Raw genomic sequence first — 23,313 nt, 5'->3', positions numbered from 1 at the left:
TCTTTTGAGCGAAGAATTCGCGTCATCAACACTTGATTCCAACATGAAGGGCGACCACGCCACCCGTCATGTTGTGATAGTCCACATGCCCGAAACCGCCCTCTTTCATGAGGGTCTTGAGTTCGTCCTGCGCGGGGTGCATCCGGATGGATTCGGCCAGGTAGCGATAACTCGCGTCATCGCCCGCCACCAGCTTGCCCAAGCGCGGCAGGACGTTGAACGAGTACCAGTCGTAGGCCTTGGCGAGCGGCTTGGCGACCTTCGAGAACTCGAGCACCAGGAGCTTGCCGCGCGGCTTGAGCACGCGGTTCATCTCCTTCAGGGCCATGTCCTTGTGCGTCATGTTGCGCAGGCCGAATGCCACGGTCACGACGTCGAAATAGTCGCTCGGGAACGGCAGTTTTTCTGCGTCGCACACCAGGGTGGGCAGCGCCACTCCGGCATCGAGCAAGCGGTCGCGGCCGGTACGCAGCATGGCTTCGTTGATGTCGGTGTGCACCACCTGGCCGCTGGCGCCGACCTTCTTGGAGAAGGCCAGCGCGAGGTCGCCAGTGCCGCCCGCGATGTCGAGCACGCGCCAGCCTTCGCCCACGTTGGCCACCATCACGGTGTAGGCCTTCCATGCGCGGTGCAGCCCCATCGACATCAGGTCGTTCATGAGGTCGTAACGTGTGGCGACGGAATCGAAGACGCCGCGGACACGTTGCGCTTTCTCGCTTTCGTCGACTTTTTCGAAGCCGAAGTGGGTGGTGCTCATGAGCCTGATATTAGGGCGGAAGCTCACACCTCAAGAACGCGACCCTCCGAAGCCGGCGGGCTTTTGTTGCTTTTTCTTCAAATAGCGGGGCGCCGCAGGGCGCGCCGCGTCTGCGTGCGAGGCTATCTTTTCGGTAGCGGAAGCCGTTGTGCTCAATGGCTGCTGCAGGCGGAACCGCCCTTGTCGATCATTGGTGCGTCGCGGTCGACACCGGCCGCAGCGAGCCGGCGTTCGTATTCGGCCCAGAGTTCGGCCTCTTTGGCGCCGAGCTCGTACAGCAGGTTCCACGAGAAGATGCCGGTGTCGTGCCCGTCGCTGAAGACCGGTTGCACAGCGTAGTTGCCCACCGGCTTCAGATCGACCAGTTCGACGTCGCGCTTGCCGGTCTGCAGGATTTCCTGCCCCGGACCATGGCCCTGCACTTCTGCGGACGGCGAGTAGATGCGCATGAGCTCGAACGGAATGCGGAAGGTGGCACCGTCGGAAAACCCGACCTCGAGCACGCGCGACTGGCCATGCACGGTAATCGATTGCGGCGTCGGTGCGCCGGCTTGCAAACCTGCCATCAGAAGCTCCTTGTGCCCAGTCGCGCCATCATCGCACGCTCCAATTCGGGCAGGCGCACGGCCACGGCGGCCAGTTGGGCAGCATTCGCCTCGCGCTGCACCGGAGCCCAGACCGAGCCGGGAAAATGGGTGTCGTCGGCAAAGCGCGCAATCACGTGCCAATGCAGGTGCGGCACCATGTTGCCGAGCGCCGCGAGGTTGATCTTGGCCGGCGACAGATGCTCGCGCAGGCACTGCTCGACCACCGTCACGGCCTCCATGCAGAGCACGCGGTCGGCCGCGTCGAGATCGGAGAACTCCGCCGCATGCTCGCGCCAGATCACGCGGTAGAAGGCCGGAAAGCCCGCCTCTTCGGCATGGATGACGCGAAGCTTCGCGCCTTCGAACACGATGCGGCCCCCGGGGCCCTCGCAAAACGGACAGTTTTGCTGCACCTTCATACCAGCACCCTTTCGATCCCGCCTTGGTTGGCAGCGGCCACGTATTCCGGCATCCAGTCCTTGCCGAGGATCTTGTTGGCCATCTCGACCACGATGTAGTCGGCTTCGAGCAGGCCGTTGTTCAGGTCATTGCCATAGCGCGAGAGGCCCTGCAGGCAGCTCGGGCAGCTGGTCAGGATCTTGACGTTGTCCTTTTCGCCGACCTGGCCGTTCTCGCGCAAAGCGGCCTCGCCCTTCTTCAACTCCTCTTCCTTGCGGAAGCGGATCTGCGTCGAGATGTCGGGTCGCGACACGCCCAGCGTGCCGGATTCGCCGCAGCAGCGGTCGTTCTTGAGCACGTTGTCGCCCACCAGCGCCTTCACTGTCTTCATCGGGTCCTGCAGCTTCATCGGGCTGTGGCAGGGGTCGTGGTACAGGTAGCCGCCGCCGCCCGCATCCGCGAGCGTGATGCCCTTCTCGAGCAGATACTCGTGGATGTCGATGATGCGGCAGCCCGGAAAGATCTTGTCGAACTGGTAGCCCTGCAACTGGTCGTAGCAGGTGCCGCAGCTCACCACCACGGTCTTGATATCGAGGTAGTTGAGCGTGTTGGCCACGCGGTGGAAGAGCACGCGGTTGTCGGTGATCATCTTCTCGGCCTTGTCGAACTGTCCGCTGCCGCGCTGCGGATACCCGCAGCACAGGTATCCGGGCGGCAGCACCGTCTGCACGCCGGCATGCCAGAGCATGGCCTGCGTGGCGAGGCCCACCTGGGAGAACAGCCGCTCCGAGCCGCAGCCCGGAAAATAGAACACCGCTTCGGTTTCCGACGTGGTGGCCTTCGGGTCGCGGATGATCGGCACGTAGTCGGCATCCTCGATGTCGAGCAGCGCGCGCGCCGTCTGCTTCGGCAGGTTGCCCGGCATCTTCTTGTTGATGAAGTGGATCACCTGCTCCTTCACCGGCGCCGGCCCCAGCGTGGCCGGCGGGGCTGCCGTCTGCCTCTTCGCCAGGCCGCGCAGCAGGTCGTTGGCCAGGCGCTGCGCCTTGAAGCCGATGCCCACCATGCCGGCACGCACCGCCTTGATGGTCTGCGGGTTGGTCGCGTTGAGGAAGAACATCGCGGCCGCGTTGCCCGGGCGGAAGCTCTTCTGCCCCATCTTGCGCAGCAGGTTGCGCATGTTCATCGACACGTCGCCGAAGTCGATCTTCACCGGGCACGGCGTGAGGCACTTGTGGCACACGGTGCAGTGGTCGGCCACGTCCTCGAACTCTTCCCAATGCTTGATGCTGATGCCGCGCCGGGTCTGCTCTTCATACAGGAAGGCCTCGACCAGCAGCGAGGTTGCCAGGATCTTGTTGCGCGGGCTGTACAGCAGGTTGGCGCGCGGCACGTGGGTGGCACACACCGGTTTGCACTTGCCGCACCGCAAGCAGTCCTTCACACTGTCTGCAATGGCGCCGATGTCGCTCTGCTGCATGATCAGCGACTCGTGCCCCATGAGGCCGAAGCTCGGCGTGTAGGCGTTGGTCAGGTCGGCATGCAGCACGACGTTTTCGCCGGCGGGCGGGCGCACCAGCTTGCCCTTGTTGAAGCGGCCTTCGGGGTCGACGCGCTGCTTGTAGTCCATGAAGGGCTTCAGCTCCTCGTCGCTCAGGAATTCAAGCTTGGTGATGCCGATGCCGTGCTCGCCCGAGATCACGCCGTCGAGGCTGCGCGCCAGCGCCATGATGCGCACCACCGCGGCATGCGCGGTCTGCAGCATGTCGTAGTTGTCGCTGTTGACGGGAATGTTGGTGTGCACGTTGCCGTCGCCGGCATGCATGTGCAGCGCCACCCACACACGACCCTTGAGCACCTGCTTGTGGATGGCCACGCATTCGGCAACGATGGGCGCGAATTCGGCGCCGCTGAAGATCTCCTGCAGCGGCTGGCGCAGCTGGGTCTTCCAGCTGGCGCGCAGGGTGTGGTCCTGCAGCTGCGGAAACAGCGGGTCGACGTCGCGCAGCCATTCGGCCCAGAGCGCGCGCACGCTCTGCACCAGCGCCACGGCCTGCGCCACGCGGTCTTCGAGCAGCTCGGCCGCCGGAATCTCGTGCGCGTCGTCGGTCTTGCCGAGCGGCAGGTTGCCGCGCAGCAGGAAGGCCTCGAGCTCGTCGGTGAGCGCGAGCTTGTTCTGCAGCGAGAGCTCGATGTTGATGCGCTCGATGCCGTCGCTGTACTCGGCCATGCGCGGCAGCGGAATCACAACGTCCTCGTTGATCTTGAAGGCGTTGGTGTGCTTGCTGATGGCCGCCGTGCGCTTGCGGTCGAGCCAGAATTTCTTGCGCGCCTCGGGGCTGATGGCGATGAAGCCTTCGCCGCTGCGCGAATTGGCGATGCGCACCACTTCCGACGTGACGCGCGCCACGGCATCGGCATCGTCGCCCGCGATGTCGCCGAACAGCACCATCTTCGGCAGGCCGCCGTGCTTCTTCGACTTGGTGGCGTAGCCCACGGCCTTCAGGTAGCGGTCGTCCAGGTGCTCCAGGCCGGCCAGCAGCACGCCGGAGCGCTTCTGCTCGGCGAACATGAAGTCCTTGATCTCGACGATGCTGGGCACCGCATCCTTGGCGTTGCCGAAGAACTCGAGGCAGACGGTGCGCGTGTGCGCCGGCATGCGGTGAACGACCCAGCGGCAGCTGGTGATGAGGCCGTCGCAGCCCTCTTTCTGGATGCCCGGCAGGCCGGAGAGGAACTTGTCGGTCACGTCCTTGCCGAGGCCTTCCTTGCGGAAGGTGCGGCCGGGGATCTCCAGGCGCTCGGCGCGCAGCTTGGTCTTGCCGTCGGCGGCGTAATACTGCAGATCGAACACAGCGCTTTCGGCGTCGTGGATCTTGCCGAGGTTGTGGCCGATGCGCGTGACTTCGAGCCATTCGGCCTGCGGCGTCACCATGCGCCACGAAGCCAGATTGTCGAGCGCCGTGCCCCAGAGCACGGCCTTCTTGCCGCCTGCGTTCATCGCCACGTTGCCGCCGACGCACGAGGCCTCGGCGGAGGTCGGGTCGACCGCGAACACATAGCCGGCCCGCTCGGCCGCATCGGCCACGCGCTGCGTGACCACGCCCGCCTCGGTCCAGACAGTGGCCACGGGCGCATCGAGGCCGGGGAGCGAAACCAGTTCGACCTCGGTCATGGCCTCCAGCTTCTCGGTGTTGATGACCACGCTCTTCCACGTGAGCGGGATCGCGCCGCCGGTGTAGCCGGTGCCGCCGCCGCGCGGAATGATGGTGAGCCCCAGCTCGATGCAGCCTTTGACCAGCAGGGCCATCTCGGCCTCGGTGTCGGGGCACAGCACCACGAAGGGATATTCCACGCGCCAGTCGGTGGCGTCGGTCACGTGCGACACGCGCGAGAGGCCGTCGAACTTGATGTTGTCCTTGGCCGTGAGGCGGCCCAGCACCCGCGTGGCCTTGCGGCGCAGGGTGGCCACGTCGCGAAAGGCGGTGTCGAAGGCCGCGACGGCCTGGCCGACGAGGCCCGTGAGTTCGCCCACCAGCTGGTCGCGCGGCAGGTCGCTGTCGGGGGTGCGGCGTTTCTGGACTTCGGCCAGGCGGTGCCTGAGCGCATCGACCAGTTGCCCGCGGCGGCGCGGGTTGTCCAGCAGGTCGTCGACGAGGTAGGGGTTGCGCTGGACCACCCAGATGTCGCCGAGCACCTCGTAGAGCATGCGCGCCGACCGGCCGGTGCGGCGCTCGGCGCGCAGGGTCTGGAGCAGTTCCCAGCCGCGCTCGCCCAACAGGCGGATCACGATTTCGCGATCGGAAAAGCTGGTGTAGTTGTAGGGGATCTCGCGCAGTCGTACAGGCTCTGCGGCCTGCGACAACAGCGTGGTCAACGCGGTCGGAGCATTCATCGGGGGTGGCACCTCGGCCGGACGCTGCGCGCCCATAGCCGGGCTGGGGATTTTAGGGCAGGGCTCGGGGTCTTGCCTCGGGCTGCCGCTGTACCCCTGTTGGGAGGCGTCGGACACGCGGTGTGGCGCGGGGGTTGAGGCCGTCTGCCCTCACCCCAACCCTCTCCCGGAGGGAGAGGGGGCAAGATCGGAACGAGGCCCTAGAACAATACGCGGCTGCGGATCGTCCCGTTCACCTTGGCCAGCTTCTCCAGGGCCAGGTCGGAGTACGCCGCATCGATGTCCGTCACCACGTAGCCGATCTTCTCGTTGGTCTGCAGGAACTGCGAGGAGATATTGATGTTGTTGTCCGAGAAGATCTTGTTGATCTCCGACAACACGCCGGGTATGTTGCGGTGGATGTGCAGCAGCCGGTGCTTTCCCGGGTGGGCCGGCAGCGCCACCTCGGGAAAGTTGACCGACGAGGTCGAGGTTCCGTTGTCGCTGTACTTCACCAGCTTTTCCGCCACCTCCAGGCCGATGTTGGCCTGCGCCTCCATCGTCGAGCCACCGATGTGGGGCGTCAGAATGACGTTGTCGAGCCCGCGCAGCGGCGACTGGAATTCGTCCTTGTTGGTGCGCGGCTCGACCGGAAAGACGTCGATCGCAGCGCCCAGCAGCTTCTTCTGCTTCAGCGCCTCGGCCAGCGGCTCGATCTCGACGACCGAGCCGCGCGAGGCGTTGATCAGGATCGAGCCCGGCTTCATGGCGGCGATTTCCGCCGCGCCGATCATCCATTGCGTGGCCTGCGTCTCGGGCACGTGCAGGGTCACGATGTCGCTCTGGGCCAGCAGCTGGTGCAGTTCGCGCACCTGGCGCGCATTGCCCAGCGGCAGCTTGGTCACCACGTCGTAGAAGGCCACGTTCATGCCCAGCGCCTCGGCCAGCACCGACAACTGGGCGCCGATGGAGCCGTAGCCCACGATGCCCAGCGTCTTGCCGCGGATTTCGAACGCGTTCTCGGCCGACTTGAGCCAGCCGCCGCGGTGCGCCACCGCGCTCTTTTCAGGCACGCCGCGCAGCAGCAGGATGGCTTCGGCCAACACCAGCTCGGCCACCGAACGGGTGTTGGAGTACGGCGCGTTGAACACCGCCACGCCATGCTCGCGCGCAGCCTCCAGGTCGACCTGGTTGGTCCCGATGCAGAAGCACCCCGCCGCCACCAGCTTCTGGGCGGCCGCGAAGACCTCGGCCGTCAATTGCGTGCGCGAACGGATGCCCAGGAAGTGGACGTCGGCGATCTTGGCCTTGAGCTCCGCATCGGGCAGCGCACCCGGCAGCGACTCGATGTTGGTGTAGCCCGCGGCGCGCAGCACCTCCACGGCCGAAGGATGGATGCCCTCGAGCAAAAGGAACTTGATCCGGCTTTTTTCGAGGGAGGTTTTGCTGCTCATGACGTACTCGCGGAAGCCCCGGCCGCGGCAACAGGCTAGGCCGAAAAAGGCGAATGCGATGCTAGCATGCTGCGACGCAACATGAAGGCTCGCGCCCTGCCGGAAGCCTTGCGCCAAAGGGGTTTTCCCGATTGGAAGATGACAGAGGTCCGTGCGCCAATGTGACGCGGCTGTGTCATCCACATGGCCTAGCATCCGCGCTTTCATTTCCCATCAGGAGTCTTCATGCGATTCAAGACGCTCGCGCTGGCATCGGCGTTGGCCGCCACGCTATTCAATGTGGCACAGGCCCAGACCGAGATCCAGTGGTGGCATTCCATGACCGCCGTCAACAACGAGTGGGTCAACGACCTGGCCAAGCAGTTCAACGAGAGCCAGAAGGAATACAAGGTCGTGCCGACCTACAAGGGCACGTATGACGAATCGATGACAGCCTCCATTGCGGCCTTCCGCTCCGGCAACGCACCGCACATCCTGCAGGTCTTCGAGGTCGGCACCGCCACCATGATGGCCAGCAAGGGCGCCATCGTGCCCGTCGGCCAGGTCATGAAGGACGCGGGCGAGAAGTTCGATCCGGCGGCCTACATTCCCGCCGTGGCCGGCTACTACACCGCGCCGAACGGCCAGATGCTGAGCTTCCCCCTGAACAGCTCGACGACGGTGTTCTATATCAACAAGGACGCCTTCAAGGCCGCAGGCATCGACACCACCAAGCTGCCCGCGACCTGGCCCGAGGTGACAGCCGCCGCGGCCAAGCTGAAGGCGAGCGGCCACAAGTGCCCGTTCACCACGGCCTGGCAAGGCTGGACGCAGCTGGAGAGCTTCTCGGCCTGGCACAACGTCGAATTCGCGACCAAGAGCAACGGCCTCGCCGGGCTCGATGCGCGCATGAAGATCAATTCGCCGCTGCACGTGCGCCACATCGAGAACCTGGCCAACATGGCCAAGCAGGGCCTGTTCATCTACAAGGGCCGCGGCAATGTTCCAGAAGCCTCCTTCGTGTCGGGCGAGTGCGCGATGATCAACACCTCCTCCGGCTTCTATGGCAACGTCGCCAAGAATGCCAAGTTCGCCTACGCGGTCGCTCCCCTGCCCTACTACCCGGACGTGCCCGGCGTACCGCAGAACACCGTGATCGGCGGCGCCAGCCTGTGGGTCATGTCGGGCAAGAAGCCGGCCGAGTACAAGGGCGTGGCCAAGTTCTTCAGCTTCATCTCGACGCCTGAAGTGCAGTCCGCCAGCCACAAGCGCACGGGCTACCTGCCCGTGACCATGGCGTCCTACAAGCTCACCGAAGACTCGGGCTTCTACAAGCAGAACCCCGGTACCGACGTGGCCGTCACGCAGATGGTGCGCAAGGTCACCGACAAGAGCCGCGGCATCCGCCTGGGCAACTACGTGCAGATCCGCGCCATCGAGGACGAAGAGCTCGAACAGGTCTGGAGCGGCAAGAAGACCGCCAAGGAAGCCCTCGACTCCATCGTGACCCGCGGCAACGAGCAGCTGGAACGCTTCCAGAAGGCGAACAAAAGCTAACGATTGACGACCGGGCCCGCGCGTCCGGCTAATATCGCCCGCCCCCCGTTCGCTCGTGTGCAAGAGCGGGCCGGGCGGGATTTTTTATGCAGAGGGTTCATGGAAAAACGCGTTTTCTTTCGCTCGGGCTGGCTGCCCTGGCTGCTGCTGACGCCGCAAATGGCGGTGATCCTCGTGTTTTTCTTCTGGCCGGCGGCGCAGGCGCTGCTGCAGTCGCTGCAGCAGCAGGACGCTTTCGGCACATCGGTCGAATTCGTCGGGTTCGACAACTTCCGGCAGATATTCAGCGACCCGAGCTATGTGGAGTCGTTCAAGACCACCGCGCTGTTCTCGGTGCTGGTGGCGAGCATCGGCATCACGCTGTCGCTGGGACTCGCGGTGTTTGCCGACCGCATCACGCGTGGCGGCACCTTCTACAAGACCATGCTGATCCTGCCCTACGCCGTCGCGCCCGCGGTGGCGGCCGTGCTCTGGGTCTTCATGTTCTCGCCATCGCTGGGCGTGGTGGCCTATGCGCTCGGCAAGATCGGCATTGACTGGAACCACCTGCTCGACTCCGGCCACGCCATGACGCTGATCGTGATGGCCTCGGTGTGGAAGCAGATCTCCTACAACTTCCTGTTCTTCCTGGCCGGCCTGCAGTCGATCCCCAAGTCGCTCATCGAGGCTGCGGCCATCGACGGCGCGCGCCCGTGGCGCCGCTTCTGGACCGTGCAGTTTCCGCTGCTCTCGCCCACCACCTTCTTCCTGCTGGTGATCAACGTGGTCTACGCCTTCTTCGACACCTTCGCGATCGTCGATGCGGCCACCCAGGGCGGCCCGGGCAAGGACACGGCGATCCTGGTCTACAAGGTCTACTACGACGGCTTCAAGGCCATGGACCTCGGCGGCTCGGCGGCGCAGTCGGTGGTGCTGATGGCGATCGTGGTGGCGCTCACCGTCATCCAGTTCCGCTACGTGGAAAAGAAGGTTCAATACTGATGAAGCAGAAAAAAAGCAAGAACTTCGCGGGGGCGCTCCATGGTTGAGAAACGCGGCACCCACGGCATCCTGGCCCATGTGGTGATGATCCTCGGCGTCTTCATCGTCGCCTTTCCGCTCTACCTGGCGTTCGTGGCATCCACCCACACGGCACAGGAGATCGTGCAGGCGCCGATGCCGCTTCTGCCCGGCACCAACATGCTGGACAGCTACAAGGGCGCGCTCTTCGGGCGCGAAACCAGCGCCGGCTCCAACGCACCGGTGGCCCACATGATGTGGGTGAGCCTGGTGACGGCACTGGTGATCTCCATCGGCAAGATTTCCATCTCGCTGCTGTCGGCCTTTGCCATCGTCTACTTCCGGTTCCCGTTCAAGAAGATCTGCTTCTGGGCCATCTTCGTGACGCTGATGCTGCCGGTGGAGGTGCGCATCCTGCCCACGTACAAGGTGCTGTCCGACCTGAACATGCTGAACACCTACGCGGGCCTCACGGTGCCGCTGATTGCATCGGCCACGGCCACCTTCCTGTTCCGCCAGTTCTTCCTGACAGTGCCCGACGAGCTCACCGAAGCCTCGCGCATGGACGGCGCAAGTCCCATGCGCTTCTTCTTCGACGTGCTGCTGCCGCTGTCGAAGACCTCGATTGCGGCGCTGTTCGTCATCCAGTTCATCTACGGCTGGAACCAGTACCTCTGGCCGCTGCTCGCAACCACCGGCGAAGACATGTACCCCGTGGTGGTCGGCATCAAGCGAATGATTGCGGGCGGCGACAGCCAGAACGAATGGAACGTCGTGATGGCCACTGCCATCCTCGCCATGCTGCCGCCTGCGCTGGTGGTGGTCTTGATGCAAAAGTGGTTCGTCAAGGGCCTTGTGGATACCGAGAAATAACAAATGGCAGCTCTCTCCCTACGCAACGTCATCAAGCGCTACGGCCACGGGCCGAAAGCCAACCAGGTCATCCACGGCGTGAGCGCCGAGATCGCCGACCATGAATTCATCGTGATCGTCGGGCCTTCGGGCTGCGGCAAGTCCACCCTGCTGCGCATGGTGGCCGGCCTCGAGGAAATCTCGGCCGGCGAAATCTCCATTGGCGGGCGCGTGGTGAACCAGCTCGAGCCCTCCGAGCGCGACATCGCCATGGTGTTCCAGAATTACGCGCTCTATCCGCACATGAGCGTGTTCAAGAACATGGCCTACGGCCTGAAGATCGCCAAGGTGCCGGAGCCCGAGATCAAGACGCGGGTCGACAAGGCGGCCAAGATCCTCGAGCTGGGCCACCTGCTCGAGCGCAAGCCGCGCGAGCTCTCGGGCGGCCAGCGTCAGCGCGTGGCCATGGGCCGCGCCATTGTGCGCCAGCCGCAGGTGTTTTTGTTCGACGAGCCGCTGTCCAACCTGGACGCCAAGCTGCGCGCGCAGACCCGCATCGAGATCCAGAAGCTGCACCGCGAGCTCGGCATCACCTCGCTGTTCGTCACGCACGACCAGGTCGAGGCCATGACCCTGGCCCAGCGCATCATCGTGATGAACGGCGGCGTGATGGACCAGTTCGCAACGCCCGAAGAGGTCTACAACCGGCCTGCCACCACCTTCGTCGCCAGCTTCATCGGCTCGCCGCCGATGAACCTGCTGCAGCACGCGCCCGGCGTGCGGCCCGGCCAGATCCTCGGCATCCGTCCCGAGCACCTGACGCTGGACGAAAGCGGCTGGTCCGTGCAGGTCGAGTCGGTCGAGTTGCTGGGCGCCGAGCGTCTGGTGTACGGCCGCATCGGCGACGAGCAGATCATCATGCGCACCGACGAAAGCGACCACCCCCCGGTCGCGGGCGACACCGTCAAGATCGCCGCGCGCGAAGACAAGCTGCACTGGTTCGACGCCGGCTCCGGCAAGAGGGCAGACTGAACGATGCCGGCGTTGCAGCCCTGGCCCTATCCGCGCTGGATCGCGCACCGCGGCGCCGGCAAGCTGGCGCCCGAGAACACGCTGGCCGCTTTCCGGCTCGGCGCCTCGCACGGCTACCGCATGTTCGAGTGCGATGCCAAGCTCAGCGCCGACGGCGTGCCTTTTCTCATGCACGATGCCACGCTCGACCGCACCACCAACGGCCATGGCACGGGCGGCGCGCAACCCTGGAGCGCGCTCTCGCAGCTCGATGCGGGCGGCTGGCATTCGCGCGCCTTCGCGGGCGAGCCGCTCGCCACGCTCGAAAACCTCGCGCGCTTCTGCCTGGCCAATGGCCACCTGCTCAATATCGAGATCAAGCCCACCCCGGGCACCGAGCGCGAAACCGGCGAAGCGGTGGCACGGCTCACGGCCCGGCTGTGGCAGGGCGCGGCCCTTCCGCCGCTGCTGACATCGTTCCAGGTCGAATCGCTAGCGGGAGCAAAGACGGTTCAGCCCGAGCTGCCGCGCGGGCTCCTCCTCGACACGCTGCGGGACGGCTGGCTTGCCGCGGCCACCGGCCTCGACTGCGCGGCGGTTGTCTGCAACCACGCACTCTGGGACGCCGCCACGGTGGCACAGGTGCACGATGCGGGGCTGCGCGCGTTGAGCTACACCGTCAACGACGAATGGGCCGCACAGCGGCTGATCGAGCTCGGCACCGACGGCATCATCACCGACCGCGTCGACCTGCTCAGTCCAGCCGGTTGACCGCTGCCGGCCACAGCGGCTCGTCACACGCTGTCACGAGCCGCGCCGCGGGCCGGAAATGGCGCCTTCTATGATGGCAGCCATGAGTTTGATCCCACGCCTGATGGCCCTTTGCCTGGCCGCCTTGCTGTCGTGTGGCACTGCGATGGCGCAGCCCGACAGCAACATCGGCAGCAGCAGCACCGCCACGGCCCCTGTGCCCGAACCCACGGTGGCCGAACTGCGCGAGCAGCTCACCAAGATCACCGCCTCCGCCGATTCCAACGAGGACATGCGCAAGCTCCTCGCGCGGATCAGCGACATCGGCACGCAGGCCGACAAGTTCGTCGCCGCGCGCGCCAGCGAACTGGCCGACCTGAATGCGCGCCTGGGCGAACTCGGAAATCCGCCGGCCGCCGGCGCCACCGAAGACCCCGACATCACGCGCCAGCGCGCCCGGCTCACGAAAGAACGCAACGCGCTGGATGCCGACATCCGGCTGGCGCGCCTGCTCTCCATCGACGTGCGGCAGCGCGCCGCCGAACTGGTGACCCAGCGCCGCGAGCTCTTCGAGGCGCAGATCACCGAGCGCGCCGCTTCGCCGTTGACCGGCGAGTTCTGGCGCGACCTCGAGGCAGCGTGGCCGAACGACCTGGCGCGCCTGAAGGCGATGGTGGCCAGCCTGCGCGACGGGCTCGCGCAGGCCATGCAGGAGGAGACGCGGATTGCCCTGGTTGGCGCGCTGATCCTGGCGCTGCTGCTCGCGGTGCTCGGCAACTGGGTGGCAGAGCATCTGCTGACGCGCGTCGCCGCGCGGTTGCTGCCGGCGGGCCGGCTTCGGCGCTCGCTGCTGGTGATTGCCATCGTGGCGAGCCATGCGCTGCTGGTCGCCGCGGCCGCCCACGGGTTCGTGCGCGTGCTGGAGGAATACGCCACCTGGGAGCCGCAGGCGCGCAAGGCGATGCGTTCGATGGCCCAGGCGCTGGTGTTCATGGCCTTCGTCATCGGCCTGGGCCGGGGCCTCCTGGCCACCCGCCGGCCCTCGTGGCGGCTGCCGCCGATTCCCGACGCCATGGCCAGTCGCCTCGCGCCGCTGCCGTGGCTGGTGGCGATGGTGGCTGCGCTGGCATGGGCGCCGGTCGAGATCAATGCACTGGTGGAAGCCAGCTTTGCGGCCGTGGTTGCCACGCACGTGCTCACCGCGCTGGTGCTCACCGCGCTGGTCGGCGCGGTGCTGCGCCGGCTCCGTCCGCTGCGCGCCGATACGCCCGACGTCGACCCGCCGGAGCGGCCGATGTGGGTGGGCCTGCTGGTGGCCTGCATCGGCATCCTGATGCTGGCGATCTGGGTGCTGGTGGCCCTGGGCTACGTGGCGCTCGCGAGCTTCCTGGCCTCTCAGCTCACCTGGAGCGGCATCGTCGCGGCCGCCTTCTACGTGCTGTTCAAGTTTGCCGACGACGTCTTCATGGCCGGCGTGTCGTCGCGCAGCACCTTCGGCCAGCGCCTTCAGAAGAGCTTCGGGCTCGCGCCGCAGACGCTCGACCAGGCGGCCACCGTGCTCTCGGGCCTGAGCCGCGTGGGGCTTTTCTTCTACATGCTGATCGCGCTCGCCGCGCCCCTGGGCACCGGGCCCAGCGAAGTGTTCCAGCGCAGCGGCAAGTTCGGCACCGGCGTGAAGGTGGGCGAGTTCCAGCTGGTGCCGGGCGCCATCCTGAGTGCCGCCGCCGTGGCCGTGATCGGTTTCATCGTGCTCAGGGTCTTCAAGCGCTGGCTCGCGCGCAGCTACCTGCCCAGCACGCAGTTCGAGCCCGGCATGCAAAGCTCGATCACCACGCTGCTCGGCTACGTGGGCGGCATCCTGGTGGTCGCGTTCTCGCTGTCGGCGCTGGGCATCGGCATCGAGCGCATCGCCTGGGTGGCCAGCGCGCTGTCAGTGGGCATCGGCTTCGGCCTGCAGGCCATCGTGCAGAACTTCATCTCGGGCCTCATCCTCTTGGCCGAGCAGCCGGTGAAGGTGGGCGACTGGGTGGTGCTGGGCACCACCGAGGGCGACGTGCGGCGCATCAACGTGCGCGCCACGGAAATCCAGCTCGGGGATCGCTCGACGCTGATCGTGCCCAACTCCGAGTTCATTACCAAGACCGTGCGCAACATGACGCTGGCCAACGCGGAAGGCCGGGTGCTCATCCGCCTGCCCATGCCGATGACCACCGACGCGCAGCGCGTGCGCGAGCTCATCCTGCAAGCATGCCGAGCGCACGAGGGCGTGCTCGAAACCCCCGCGCCTTCGCTCACGCTCGAGGGCATCGAAAACGGCCTGCTCATCTTCCAGGCCATTGCCTATGTGCCGAGCCCGCGCCTCGCGGGCGGGGTGCGCAGCGACCTGCTGTTCACCATTCTCGAGCGCATGCGCGTGGAGCAGATCGCGCTGGTGCCTTATGCAGCCGTGCCGCCGCCCGCGGCTGCCGGCGAACCCGGGCCGGTGGCCGCCTAGGTGCCGCGCCGATCACCTCGATTCTTTCGTTGACCGAAGCAACATCTTGAAACGCCCTTCGGATCGCGCCTTTCTGACTGTCTACCCTCGCCAGCCGCGCGACACCAGCCATTGGCTGGTACCGCACGCAAGCACGAGCGCCGCATAGGCGCCCATCGTGCCATCGCGTCCCGAAAAGATCAGCCCACCCAGGAGCGCCAACGCTCCCGCGCCGGAATTGACCGCGGCTTGAACCCACCAGGCGGGCGCGCCGGCCTTTCGCCCGAAACCCCCGCCCGCCAGTGCACACACAAATCCGACCGCCAAGGCGGGTGCCAGGAAGTTAAGCAGATGGTTGAGGAGATCCAGCAGGGACATGGAGTGGGCAGAAGAGAGGGGATATGGGCGGCCGCCGGACAAGCACAAGGGCGCCCGCGGCGCCCTGCTTCATGTCATGCTTGCTTTCGCGGTTGCGCACGTCCAAACCCCTCGGCAGCCGCATAGCTCCTGCTGATTTTATAATCAGCGGATATGTCAGTCTGGGCCCTCGGGTTGAACCACACGACCGCGCCGCTCGACCTGCGCGGCCGCTTCGCGTTCGCGCTCGACCAACTGGCTCCCACGCTGCACAGCCTGCGCAGTTCATTTGCCGCCGGCCGCCACCCCCAGGTCGAAGCCGCGATCATCTCGACCTGCAACCGCACCGAAATCTACTGCGCCGCCGAGCATGCGGCGCTCGACCACACGGTGGGCTGGCTGGCCGAGAGCGGCGGCGTGGCGCCCGCCCTGCTGCGCTCGCATGCCTACACGCTGCAAGACGACGAGGCTGCGCGCCACGTCTTCCGCGTGGCCAGCGGGCTCGATTCGATGGTGCTCGGCGAGGCCCAGATCCTCGGCCAGATGAAAGACGCCGTGCGCGCGGCCGAAACCGCCGGCGCGCTCGGCAGCACGCTCAACCAGTTATTCCAGCGCTCGTTCGCGGTCGCGAAAGAGGTCCGCACCGCAACCGAGATCGGTGCGCACTCCATCAGCATGGCGGCCGCAGCCGTCCGGCTCGCCGGCCAGCTCTTCGAAGATCTGCACCAGACGCGCGTGCTGTTCGTCGGCGCGGGCGAAATGATCGACCTGGCCGCCACGCACTTCGCGGCCAAGGACCCCAAATCAATCGCCATTGCCAACCGCACCCTCGAGCGCGGCGAAAAGCTGGCTTCGCGCTTCGGCGGCGAGGCGATGCGGCTGGCCGACCTGCCGAGCCGGCTGGCCGAGTTCGACATCGTGGTGAGCTGCACCGCCAGCACGCTGCCGATCATCGGCCTGGGCGCCGTCGAACGCGCACTCAAGGCGCGCAGGCACCGCCCGATGTTCATGGTCGACCTGGCCGTGCCGCGCGACATCGAGCCCGAAGTGAAGGCGCTCGAGGACATCTATCTGTACACCGTCGACGACCTGGCGCAAGTGGTGCAGCAGGGCCAGGCCAACCGCCAGGCCGCGGTCGCGCAGGCCGAGGTCATCATCGACGCCGGCGTGCAGAGCTTCATGCACTGGCTGGGCCAGCGCGGCACGGTGCCGCTGATCCAGCAGCTCAACGCCCAGACGGACGAATGGCGCGCGTCGGAGATCGCCCGTGCCCGCAAGCTGCTGGCCAAAGGCGAGTCGGTCGATGCGGTGCTCGAAGCCATGTCGCGCGGGCTCACCCAAAAGATGTTGCACGGCGCGCTGGCCGAACTGCATGCGGGCGACGCCACTTCGCGCGAGCAGACGGCGCACGCCATTTCGCGGCTCTTTCTGCGTAAAGAGCGTTAGCGACGCTTGCCGCCGCCGGCCCGGCCTGGTTGCCGCGGCCTCCCCGCGCCTTGCCGCCGCGAGCCGCGCCCCCTCTTCTTTTCGGCCCCTATCGACGTGAAACCTTTTCTGCGCCACCAACTCGAGCGCTACGCGCAGCGCCTCGGTGAACTCGACTTCCTGCTTTCGCGCGAAGACATCATGAGCGACATGGCGCAGTACCGCACCATCTCGCGCGAGCATGCCGAGGTCACGCAGATCGCGGGCCGCTACGAGCGCTACCGGCAGCGCGAGGCCGACATCGCCGGCGCGAAGGAGATGCTCGACGATCCCGACATGGCCGAGATGGCGCGGGAAGAAATCGCGGGAGCCGAAGCCGAGCTGGTGCAGCTCGAGGAAGAGCTGCAGCGCCTCTTGCTGCCCAAGGACCCGGACGACGCACGCAATGCCTTTCTCGAAATCCGCGCCGGCACGGGCGGCGACGAATCGGCCCTGTTCGCGGGCGACCTGCTGCGCATGTACACGCGCTACTGTGAGCGCGCCGGCTGGCGCTGCGAAGTGGTGAGCGAGAGCGAGAGCGAACTGGGCGGCTACAAGGAAGTGGTGATCCGCATCGTCGGCACCGACGTGTTCGGACACTTGCGCTTCGAGTCGGGCGGCCACCGCGTTCAGCGCGTGCCGGCCACCGAAACCCAGGGCCGCATCCACACCAGCGCCTGCACGGTGGCCGTGCTGGCCGAGCCCGACGAAACCGTGGCGGTGCAGATCAACCCGGCCGACCTTCGCATCGACACCTACCGCGCCAGCGGCGCGGGCGGCCAGCACATCAACAAGACCGATTCGGCCGTGCGCATCACGCACATTCCAACCGGCATCGTGGCCGAGTGCCAGGACGACCGCAGCCAACACCGCAACAAGGCCAAGGCGCTGCAGGTGCTCTCGGCACGCATCCAGGAAAAGGAGCGCAGCGAGCGCGCCGCCAAGGACGCCGCGATGCGCAAGGGGCTGATCGGCAGCGGCGACCGTTCGGACCGCATCCGCACCTACAACTTTCCGCAGGGCCGGCTCACCGACCACCGCATCAACCTCACGCTCTACAAGCTGCTGGCCATCATGGAAGGCGACCTGGGCGACGTGCTGGACGCGCTGCGCGCCGCGCGCGAGGCCGAGCAGCTGGCCGAGCTGGAGTCGAGCCTGCCGGCATGACGATGACGACGGCCCCCACACCCGCCACCGTGGCGCAGGCGCTGGCCGCGGCCGTGGCGCTGGGCATCGAACGGCTCGACGCGCAGTTGCTGCTGCTGCATGCGCTGGGCCGCGCCCCGCATGACCGCGCGTGGCTGCTGGCGCACGACACCGATGCCATTTCCGATGCCGCGTGGTCCGCGCTTGCAGCGCAGCTGTCGCGCCGCCTGGCGGGCGAACCGGTCGCCTACCTGCTCGGTGAAAAGGAGTTTCACGGCCTGGACCTGCGCGTGGACGCGCGGGTGCTGGTGCCGCGTCCGGACACCGAAACGCTGGTCGACTGGGCCCTGCAGTGCCTCGAAGGCCGCACGGCGCCGCGGGTGCTCGACCTGGGCACCGGCAGTGGCGCCATCGCGCTGGCGCTGCAGCATGCGCGGCCCGATGCGCAGGTGGATGCGGTCGACGCCAGTGCCGGTGCCTTGGCCGTTGCACAGGCCAATGCCCAGCGCCTGGCCCTGCCGGTGCGCTTCAGCCAGGCGCACTGGCTCGACGGCGCGGCCAGCGGCTACGCGGTCATTGCCAGCAATCCGCCGTACATCGCCGCCAACGACCCGCACCTGCCCGCGCTGCGGCACGAGCCCACGGCAGCGCTGGTTGCGGGGCCCGACGGGCTCGACGACATCCGCCAGATCGTGCGGGACGCTCCTGGGCACCTCGCGGAAGGAGGCTGGCTGCTGCTCGAACACGGCCACGACCAGGCCGCGGCCGTGCGCCAGCTGCTCCAGACGCGCGGTTTCGCCGAAGTCCAAAGCCGCGAAGACCTTGCCGGCATCCAGCGCTGCTCCGGCGGAGTCTGGCGCGCGGTGAAATAATCCCCTCAGCCCACTTTTCAGGAGTCCCCATGTCCGACGCCCAGCAACGCATCGACGATCTCGTCAAATCCAACGACCTCGTGCTCTTCATGAAAGGGAATGCGAGTTTTCCCATGTGCGGGTTTTCCGGCCGCGCGATCCAGATCCTCAAGGCGGTCGGCGTCGACACGAAGGCGCTCAAGACCGTCAACGTGCTCGAAGACGATGGCATTCGCCAGGGCATCAAGGAATACAGCAACTGGCCCACGATTCCCCAGCTCTACGTGAAGGGTGAATTCATCGGCGGCTCGGACATCATGATGGAGATGTACGAATCGGGCGAGCTGCAGCAGGTTCTGGGCGGCAGCAACCCCGCCTGATTTTTCCGTTCCCGCCATGAACCACGACCACGACGGCCACTCGCACGGCGGCGAGTCCGGGCCGGCCTGGAAGCACGACGGCGTGCGCGTGATCCCGGCCAACCAGCTCGACGCCAACACCGCGCAGACGCCCGGCATGAACCGGGCGGCCGCGATCAACTTCGCCCGCGTCGGCGCGCAGAAGCTCTGGGCTGGCACCGTCACCATCCATGCCGATGCCAAGACCGGCGCCCACCACCATGGGCACCTCGAATCCGTGATCTACGTGGTGCGCGGCCGGGCCCGCATGCGGTGGGGCGAGAAGCTCGAGTTCACGGCCGAAGCCGGTCCGGGCGATTTCATCTACGTGCCGCCTTACGTGCCGCACCAGGAAATCAACGCCAGCGCGACCGAGTCGCTCGAATGCGTGGTGTGCCGCAGCGACGGCGAGGCCGTGGCCGTGAACCTCGACATCGAACCGGTGGAAAAACCCGAATCGGTGCTGTGGATCGACCCCACGCACCCGCACGGCGGAGTCTGATCGCTTTTCCCGGGCCGAGTCATGGCACCATGGCATTCTTCGCCATGCCACCATGACTCTCACCCAAAGCCTGCTCATCATCGTCCTGCTGATCGCGATGAGCGCGTTCTTCTCCCTTGCCGAAATCACGCTGGCCGCCTCGCGCCGCCTGCGCCTGCGCCAGATGGCCGACGAGGGCGATGCCCGGGCCGAGCGCGTGCTGCGCGTGCAGGAGCAGCCGGGCCACTACTTCACCGTGGTCCAGATCGGCCTCAACGCGGTGGCGATTCTCGGCGGCGTGGTGGGCGAAGGCTCGCTCAGCCCTTACTTCGCCCGCTTCTTCGAAGGCTGGATGAGCGTGGAGGCCTCTGCGAACGTGGCTTTCCTGTGCTCGTTCATCATCGTCATCGCGGTGTTCCTGGTGTTTGCCGACCTGTTCCCGAAGCGCCTCGGCATGAGCGACCCGGAGCGCATCGCGGTTCGCATGGTCGGCCCGATGCTGGTGCTGATCACGACCTTCAAGCCGCTGGTGTGGTTTTTCACGCGCTCGACCGACATGCTCTTCAAGCTGTTCGGCATGCCGCTGGTGCGAGACGACAAGATCACCTCGGCCGACATCCTGGCCATGACCGAAGCCGGCGCGCGCGCCGGCGTGCTGGCCGTGCGCGAGCAGCAGGTGATCGCCAACGTGTTCGAGCTCGATACGCGGCTGGTCAGCAGCGTGATGACCGTGCGCGACAACATCGCCTGGTTCCTGCACGACGACCCGGAGTCGGTGCTGCGGGCGCGCATCGTGGCCGAGCCTTTTTCAGCCTACCCGGTGTGCGACGGCGACATCGACCACGTGCTCGGCTATGTCGACGCAAAGGAGATGTTCCAGCGCGTGCTGAGCGGCCAGCCGCTGGCTTTCGACCAGGGCCTGACGCTGCACAAGGCGCTGGTCGTCCCCGACCGGCTCTCGCTCACCGAGGTGCTCGAGCAGTTCCAGCAGGCGCACGAAGACTTCGCGATCATCGTCAACGAGTACAGCCTGGTGGTGGGCGTGATTACGCTCAATGACGTGATGAGCACGGTGATGGGCGACCTGGTGTCGCTGCCCGACGAGGAACAGATCGTGAAGCGCGACGAGAACTCGTGGCTGATCGACGGAGTCACGCCGATCCAGGACGTGCAGCGCGCGCTGCACATCGACGAGTTGCCGCACCCGGACGACTACGAAACGCTGGCCGGCTTCTTGATGGTGATGCTGCGCCGGGTGCCCAAGCGCACCGACAGCGTGAGCTGGGGCGGCTACACCTTCGAGGTGATGGACGTCGACAGCTACCGGATCGATCAGGTCATGGTCACACGCACCTAGTTCGCCCCCAGTCTGCGCGCACTACTCAGGCTGCCGAGCGGTCGCGCTCGCGTTCTCGCGCCTTGTCGTCGTAGGCCCAGAGGCGCTGGTTCGCGAACACGGCGTTCGGGTACGGGGCCTTGCCGCGGCTGCCGTTGTAGCGGCCGAGGGTCATGTACAGGTCGCCGTTCTCGCGGTCGAGGTAGTGGCGCAGGATGACGCAGCCGAAGCGCAGGTTGGTCTGCATGTGGAACAGCTTGGCGGGGTCGCTGTCGCCGATCACGCGGGTCCAGAACGGCATGACCTGCATGTAGCCGCGCGCGCCGGCGCTGGACACGGCGAACTTGCGGAAATTGCTCTCGACCTGGACCAGCCCGAGCACCAGGCTCACGTCGAGCCCCGAGCGCTTGCTTTCGTACCAGACGGTCTGCAGGAATTCCTTGCGCGTCGGCCAGTCGGCGATTTTTTTCTTGAGGCGCTCGCTCATCTCGCCGAGCCAGCGCAGGTAGGCCAGGCGGGCCTCGGTGTTCGAGAACTCGGGCACTGGCGGCGCCTTGTTGTGCACGGCCGAACTCAGTGCGGTGCGCACAGAATCGATCAGCGGCTCTTCAATCTGCGCGCCGGCGCGGGCGGCCTGCGGCAGCGACAGCACGGTCAGGGCGCCCGCCGTCACGGCGCCGCCCAGGCACCGGCGTCGCGAGAGGCTGCCCTCCAGGCTCATTTGGCGAGCTTGCCGATGATGAATTCGGCGATGCCGGCCACCGGCACCTTAGTGGCGGCGGTGTCGCGGCGATGCTGGTATTCGAGCTGGCCTTCCTTCAGGCCACGGTCGGAAATGACCACGCGGTGCGGCACGCCGATCAATTCCCAATCGGCGAACATCGCGCCGGGTCGCTCGCCGCGGTCGTCGAGCAGCACGTCGACGCCGGCCGCGAGCAGCTGCTCGTAGAGTGCCTCGGCGGCCACCTTGACCTCCGGACTGCGGTCCATGCCGATGGGGCAGACAACCGCGGTGAAGGGTGCCAGCGCGTCGGGCCAGATGATGCCGCGCTCGTCGTGGTTCTGTTCGATGGCGGCCGCGGGCAGGCGCGTGATGCCGATGCCGTAGCAGCCCATCTCGAGGAATTGCGGCTTGCCCGCCTCGTCGAGAAAAGTGGCGTTCATGTCCTTGCTGTATTTGGTGCCGAGCACGAACACATGGCCCACCTCGATGCCGCGCTCGATCGCGAGCACGCCCTTGCCATCGGGCGAGGGGTCGCCGGCCACGACGTTGCGCAGATCGGCCACCAGGTCGGGCTCGGGCAGGTCGCGGCCCCAGTTGACGCCGGTCATGTGGAAGTCGATCTCGTTGGCGCCGGTGATCCAGTCGGCCAGGACGGCGGCCTCGCGGTCGGCCACGAGCCTGACCGGCTTCTTGAGGTTGAGCGGGCCGAGGTAGCCTGGCTTGCAGCCGAAGTGGTCTTCGATCTCGGCCAGCGTCGCGAAGCGGAAGCCCTTGTCCAGGCCGGGCACCTTGCTGACCTTGATCTCGTTCATGTCATGGTCGCCGCGCAGGAGCAGCAGCCAGACCTGCGAACCTTTCGGATTGCCGGCCGCATCGAGGATGTCGGTCGCGAGCACCAGCGACTTGACGGTGGTCGAGAGCGGCACGCCGAGCAGTTCGGCCACATCGGCGCAGGTGCTCTTGCCGGGGGTCGGCGTCTTCTCGAGCGCCTTGGCTGCCGCAGGGCGCGGGCCGGCCGGGGCCAGCGCTTCGGCCTTTTCCATGTTGGCCGCGTAGTCGCTGCCCGGGCAATAGACGATGGCGTCTTCGCCGGTGGCGGCGATCACCTGGAACTCTTCGCTCAGGTCGCCGCCGATGGCGCCGCTGTCGGCCGCCACCGCGCGGTAGCGCAAGCCGAAGCGATCGAAGATACGGCGGTAGGCATCGGCCATGACCTGGTAGCTGGCCTTGGCGGCGGCCAGGTCACGGTCGAAGCTGTAGGCGTCCTTCATGATGAACTCGCGGCCGCGCATCAGGCCGAAGCGCGGCCGGCGCTCGTCGCGGAACTTGGTCTGGATCTGGTAGAAATTCTTCGGCAGCTGCTTGTAGCTGCGGATTTCCTGGCGCGCGATGTCGGTCACCACCTCTTCGCTGGTGGGCTGGATCACGAAGTCGCGGTCATGGCGGTCCTTGATGCGCAGCAACTCGGGGCCCATCTTGTCGAAGCGGCCGGTCTCCTGCCAGAACTCGGCCGGCTGCACCACGGGCATCGTGAGTTCGACGGCGCCGGCGCGGTTCATCTCTTCGCGCACGATCGCCTCGACCTTGCGGATCACGCGCAGCCCCATGGGCATGTAGGTGTAGATGCCCGTGCCGAGCTTCTTGATCATGCCGGCCCGCATCATGAGCCGATGGCTCGCGACCTCGGCGTCAGCGGGCGCTTCCTTGAGGGTGGAGACAAAAAATCGGGAAGCTTTCATCGGGATCGCGGGTGATGGAATCGGTATGGGATGTGGGGGACAACTCTCCGGGGAGACCCTGAGAGCCTGGCATCGGTCGCTTGCCGAGTGCAACCCGGCATGCATAATCGACTCAGTTCAAAAAT

20 protein-coding genes are annotated in these 23,313 nt (G+C 66.3%); 12 read left to right on the top strand and 8 right to left on the bottom strand.

Features of this window, described 5'->3' with window-relative positions; genetic code table 11:
• Positions 1-25 precede the first annotated feature (25 nt).
• The 5 genes from ubiE to serA form a co-directional block, all read right to left on the bottom strand.
• A complete protein-coding gene (ubiE, locus tag ACAM55_RS04650) occupies positions 26-757 on the bottom strand; it encodes a bifunctional demethylmenaquinone methyltransferase/2-methoxy-6-polyprenyl-1,4-benzoquinol methylase UbiE (RefSeq protein WP_369654888.1) in 732 nt (243 codons plus the stop codon).
• A gap of 152 nt (positions 758-909) precedes the next feature.
• The gene (locus tag ACAM55_RS04645) at positions 910-1,323 is read right to left on the bottom strand and encodes a gamma-butyrobetaine hydroxylase-like domain-containing protein (RefSeq protein ID WP_369654887.1); all 414 of its coding nucleotides are present in this window, start codon (positions 1,321-1,323) and stop codon (positions 910-912) included.
• A complete protein-coding gene (locus tag ACAM55_RS04640) occupies positions 1,323-1,763 on the bottom strand; it encodes an HIT family protein (protein ID WP_369654886.1) in 441 nt (146 codons plus the stop codon). Before ACAM55_RS04640 ends, ACAM55_RS04645 begins: the two co-directional genes overlap by 1 nt.
• Positions 1,760-5,638, bottom strand: a complete 3,879-nt coding sequence (locus ACAM55_RS04635; protein ID WP_369654885.1) for a DUF3683 domain-containing protein — start codon at positions 5,636-5,638, stop codon at positions 1,760-1,762. The genes ACAM55_RS04640 and ACAM55_RS04635 overlap by 4 nt, the downstream gene beginning before the upstream one ends.
• Positions 5,639-5,838: 200 nt before the next feature.
• Positions 5,839-7,071, bottom strand: coding sequence for a phosphoglycerate dehydrogenase (gene serA / locus ACAM55_RS04630; protein ID WP_369654884.1), 1,233 nt, complete (start codon positions 7,069-7,071; stop codon positions 5,839-5,841).
• A 225-nt stretch (positions 7,072-7,296) separates the two neighbouring features.
• Here serA and ugpB point away from each other — a divergent pair, with 225 nt between their 5' ends.
• From ugpB to ACAM55_RS04600, 6 genes are all read left to right on the top strand, one after another.
• Positions 7,297-8,607, top strand: a complete 1,311-nt coding sequence (ugpB, locus tag ACAM55_RS04625; protein ID WP_369654883.1) for a sn-glycerol-3-phosphate ABC transporter substrate-binding protein UgpB — start codon at positions 7,297-7,299, stop codon at positions 8,605-8,607.
• A 99-nt stretch (positions 8,608-8,706) separates the two neighbouring features.
• Positions 8,707-9,588 carry a sn-glycerol-3-phosphate ABC transporter permease UgpA gene (gene ugpA, locus ACAM55_RS04620; protein ID WP_369654882.1) on the top strand — a complete coding sequence of 294 codons (882 nt, stop codon included), beginning with the start codon at positions 8,707-8,709 and terminating at the stop codon, positions 9,586-9,588.
• Positions 9,589-9,627: 39 nt separating this feature from the next.
• Positions 9,628-10,479: a sn-glycerol-3-phosphate ABC transporter permease UgpE gene (ugpE, locus tag ACAM55_RS04615; protein ID WP_369654881.1), complete on the top strand. Its 852-nt coding sequence runs from the start codon at positions 9,628-9,630 to the stop codon at positions 10,477-10,479.
• 3 nt (positions 10,480-10,482) lie between these two features.
• A complete protein-coding gene (locus tag ACAM55_RS04610; protein ID WP_369654880.1) occupies positions 10,483-11,490 on the top strand; it encodes a sn-glycerol-3-phosphate import ATP-binding protein UgpC in 1,008 nt (335 codons plus the stop codon).
• Between the two features lie 3 nt (positions 11,491-11,493).
• Positions 11,494-12,240 (top strand): glycerophosphodiester phosphodiesterase, encoded by a 747-nt coding sequence (gene ugpQ / locus ACAM55_RS04605; protein WP_369654879.1) that lies wholly within the window; start codon positions 11,494-11,496, stop codon positions 12,238-12,240.
• Between the two features lie 82 nt (positions 12,241-12,322).
• Positions 12,323-14,713 (top strand): DUF3772 domain-containing protein, encoded by a 2,391-nt coding sequence (locus ACAM55_RS04600; protein WP_369654878.1) that lies wholly within the window; start codon positions 12,323-12,325, stop codon positions 14,711-14,713.
• Positions 14,714-14,794: 81 nt separating this feature from the next.
• Here the strand turns inward: ACAM55_RS04600 and ACAM55_RS04595 are convergent, their stop codons facing one another.
• Positions 14,795-15,070: a hypothetical protein gene (locus tag ACAM55_RS04595; RefSeq protein ID WP_369654877.1), complete on the bottom strand. Its 276-nt coding sequence runs from the start codon at positions 15,068-15,070 to the stop codon at positions 14,795-14,797.
• Positions 15,071-15,223: 153 nt separating this feature from the next.
• On the opposite strand from ACAM55_RS04595, the gene hemA reads away from it, so the two are divergent.
• The 6 genes from hemA to ACAM55_RS04565 all read left to right on the top strand — a co-directional run bounded on the left by hemA (position 15,224) and on the right by ACAM55_RS04565 (position 20,746).
• Complete coding sequence (gene hemA / locus ACAM55_RS04590) at positions 15,224-16,495, top strand: glutamyl-tRNA reductase (RefSeq protein ID WP_369654876.1); 1,272 nt, start codon at positions 15,224-15,226, stop codon at positions 16,493-16,495.
• Positions 16,496-16,591: 96 nt separating this feature from the next.
• The gene (gene prfA, locus ACAM55_RS04585) at positions 16,592-17,680 is read left to right on the top strand and encodes a peptide chain release factor 1 (protein ID WP_369654875.1); all 1,089 of its coding nucleotides are present in this window, start codon (positions 16,592-16,594) and stop codon (positions 17,678-17,680) included.
• On the top strand, positions 17,677-18,531 hold the full coding sequence (gene prmC / locus ACAM55_RS04580; RefSeq protein WP_369654874.1) for a peptide chain release factor N(5)-glutamine methyltransferase: 855 nt from the start codon (positions 17,677-17,679) through the stop codon (positions 18,529-18,531). Before prfA ends, prmC begins: the two co-directional genes overlap by 4 nt.
• 29 nt (positions 18,532-18,560) lie before the next feature.
• The gene (gene grxD, locus ACAM55_RS04575) at positions 18,561-18,890 is read left to right on the top strand and encodes a Grx4 family monothiol glutaredoxin (RefSeq protein ID WP_028259141.1); all 330 of its coding nucleotides are present in this window, start codon (positions 18,561-18,563) and stop codon (positions 18,888-18,890) included.
• A gap of 16 nt (positions 18,891-18,906) precedes the next feature.
• Positions 18,907-19,410 carry a cupin domain-containing protein gene (locus ACAM55_RS04570; protein ID WP_369654873.1) on the top strand — a complete coding sequence of 168 codons (504 nt, stop codon included), beginning with the start codon at positions 18,907-18,909 and terminating at the stop codon, positions 19,408-19,410.
• 52 nt (positions 19,411-19,462) lie between these two features.
• Entirely contained in the window at positions 19,463-20,746 is a 1,284-nt protein-coding gene (locus tag ACAM55_RS04565) for a hemolysin family protein (protein WP_369654872.1), read from the top strand.
• Between the two features lie 25 nt (positions 20,747-20,771).
• On the opposite strand, the gene ACAM55_RS04560 is transcribed toward ACAM55_RS04565, so the two are convergent.
• Both ACAM55_RS04560 and ACAM55_RS04555 read right to left on the bottom strand, forming a co-directional pair.
• Positions 20,772-21,446: a lytic transglycosylase domain-containing protein gene (locus ACAM55_RS04560; protein WP_369654871.1), complete on the bottom strand. Its 675-nt coding sequence runs from the start codon at positions 21,444-21,446 to the stop codon at positions 20,772-20,774.
• Entirely contained in the window at positions 21,443-23,188 is a 1,746-nt protein-coding gene (locus ACAM55_RS04555) for a proline--tRNA ligase (protein WP_369654870.1), read from the bottom strand. The genes ACAM55_RS04560 and ACAM55_RS04555 overlap by 4 nt, the downstream gene beginning before the upstream one ends.
• Positions 23,189-23,313: the final 125 nt, after the last annotated feature.

It is taken from the genome of Variovorax sp. V213, from assembly GCF_041154455.1.
Lineage (GTDB): Bacteria > Pseudomonadota > Gammaproteobacteria > Burkholderiales > Burkholderiaceae_C > Variovorax.
Note: the sequence above shows the minus strand (reverse complement) of the source record. Positions and strands in the feature narration are given on the sequence as shown.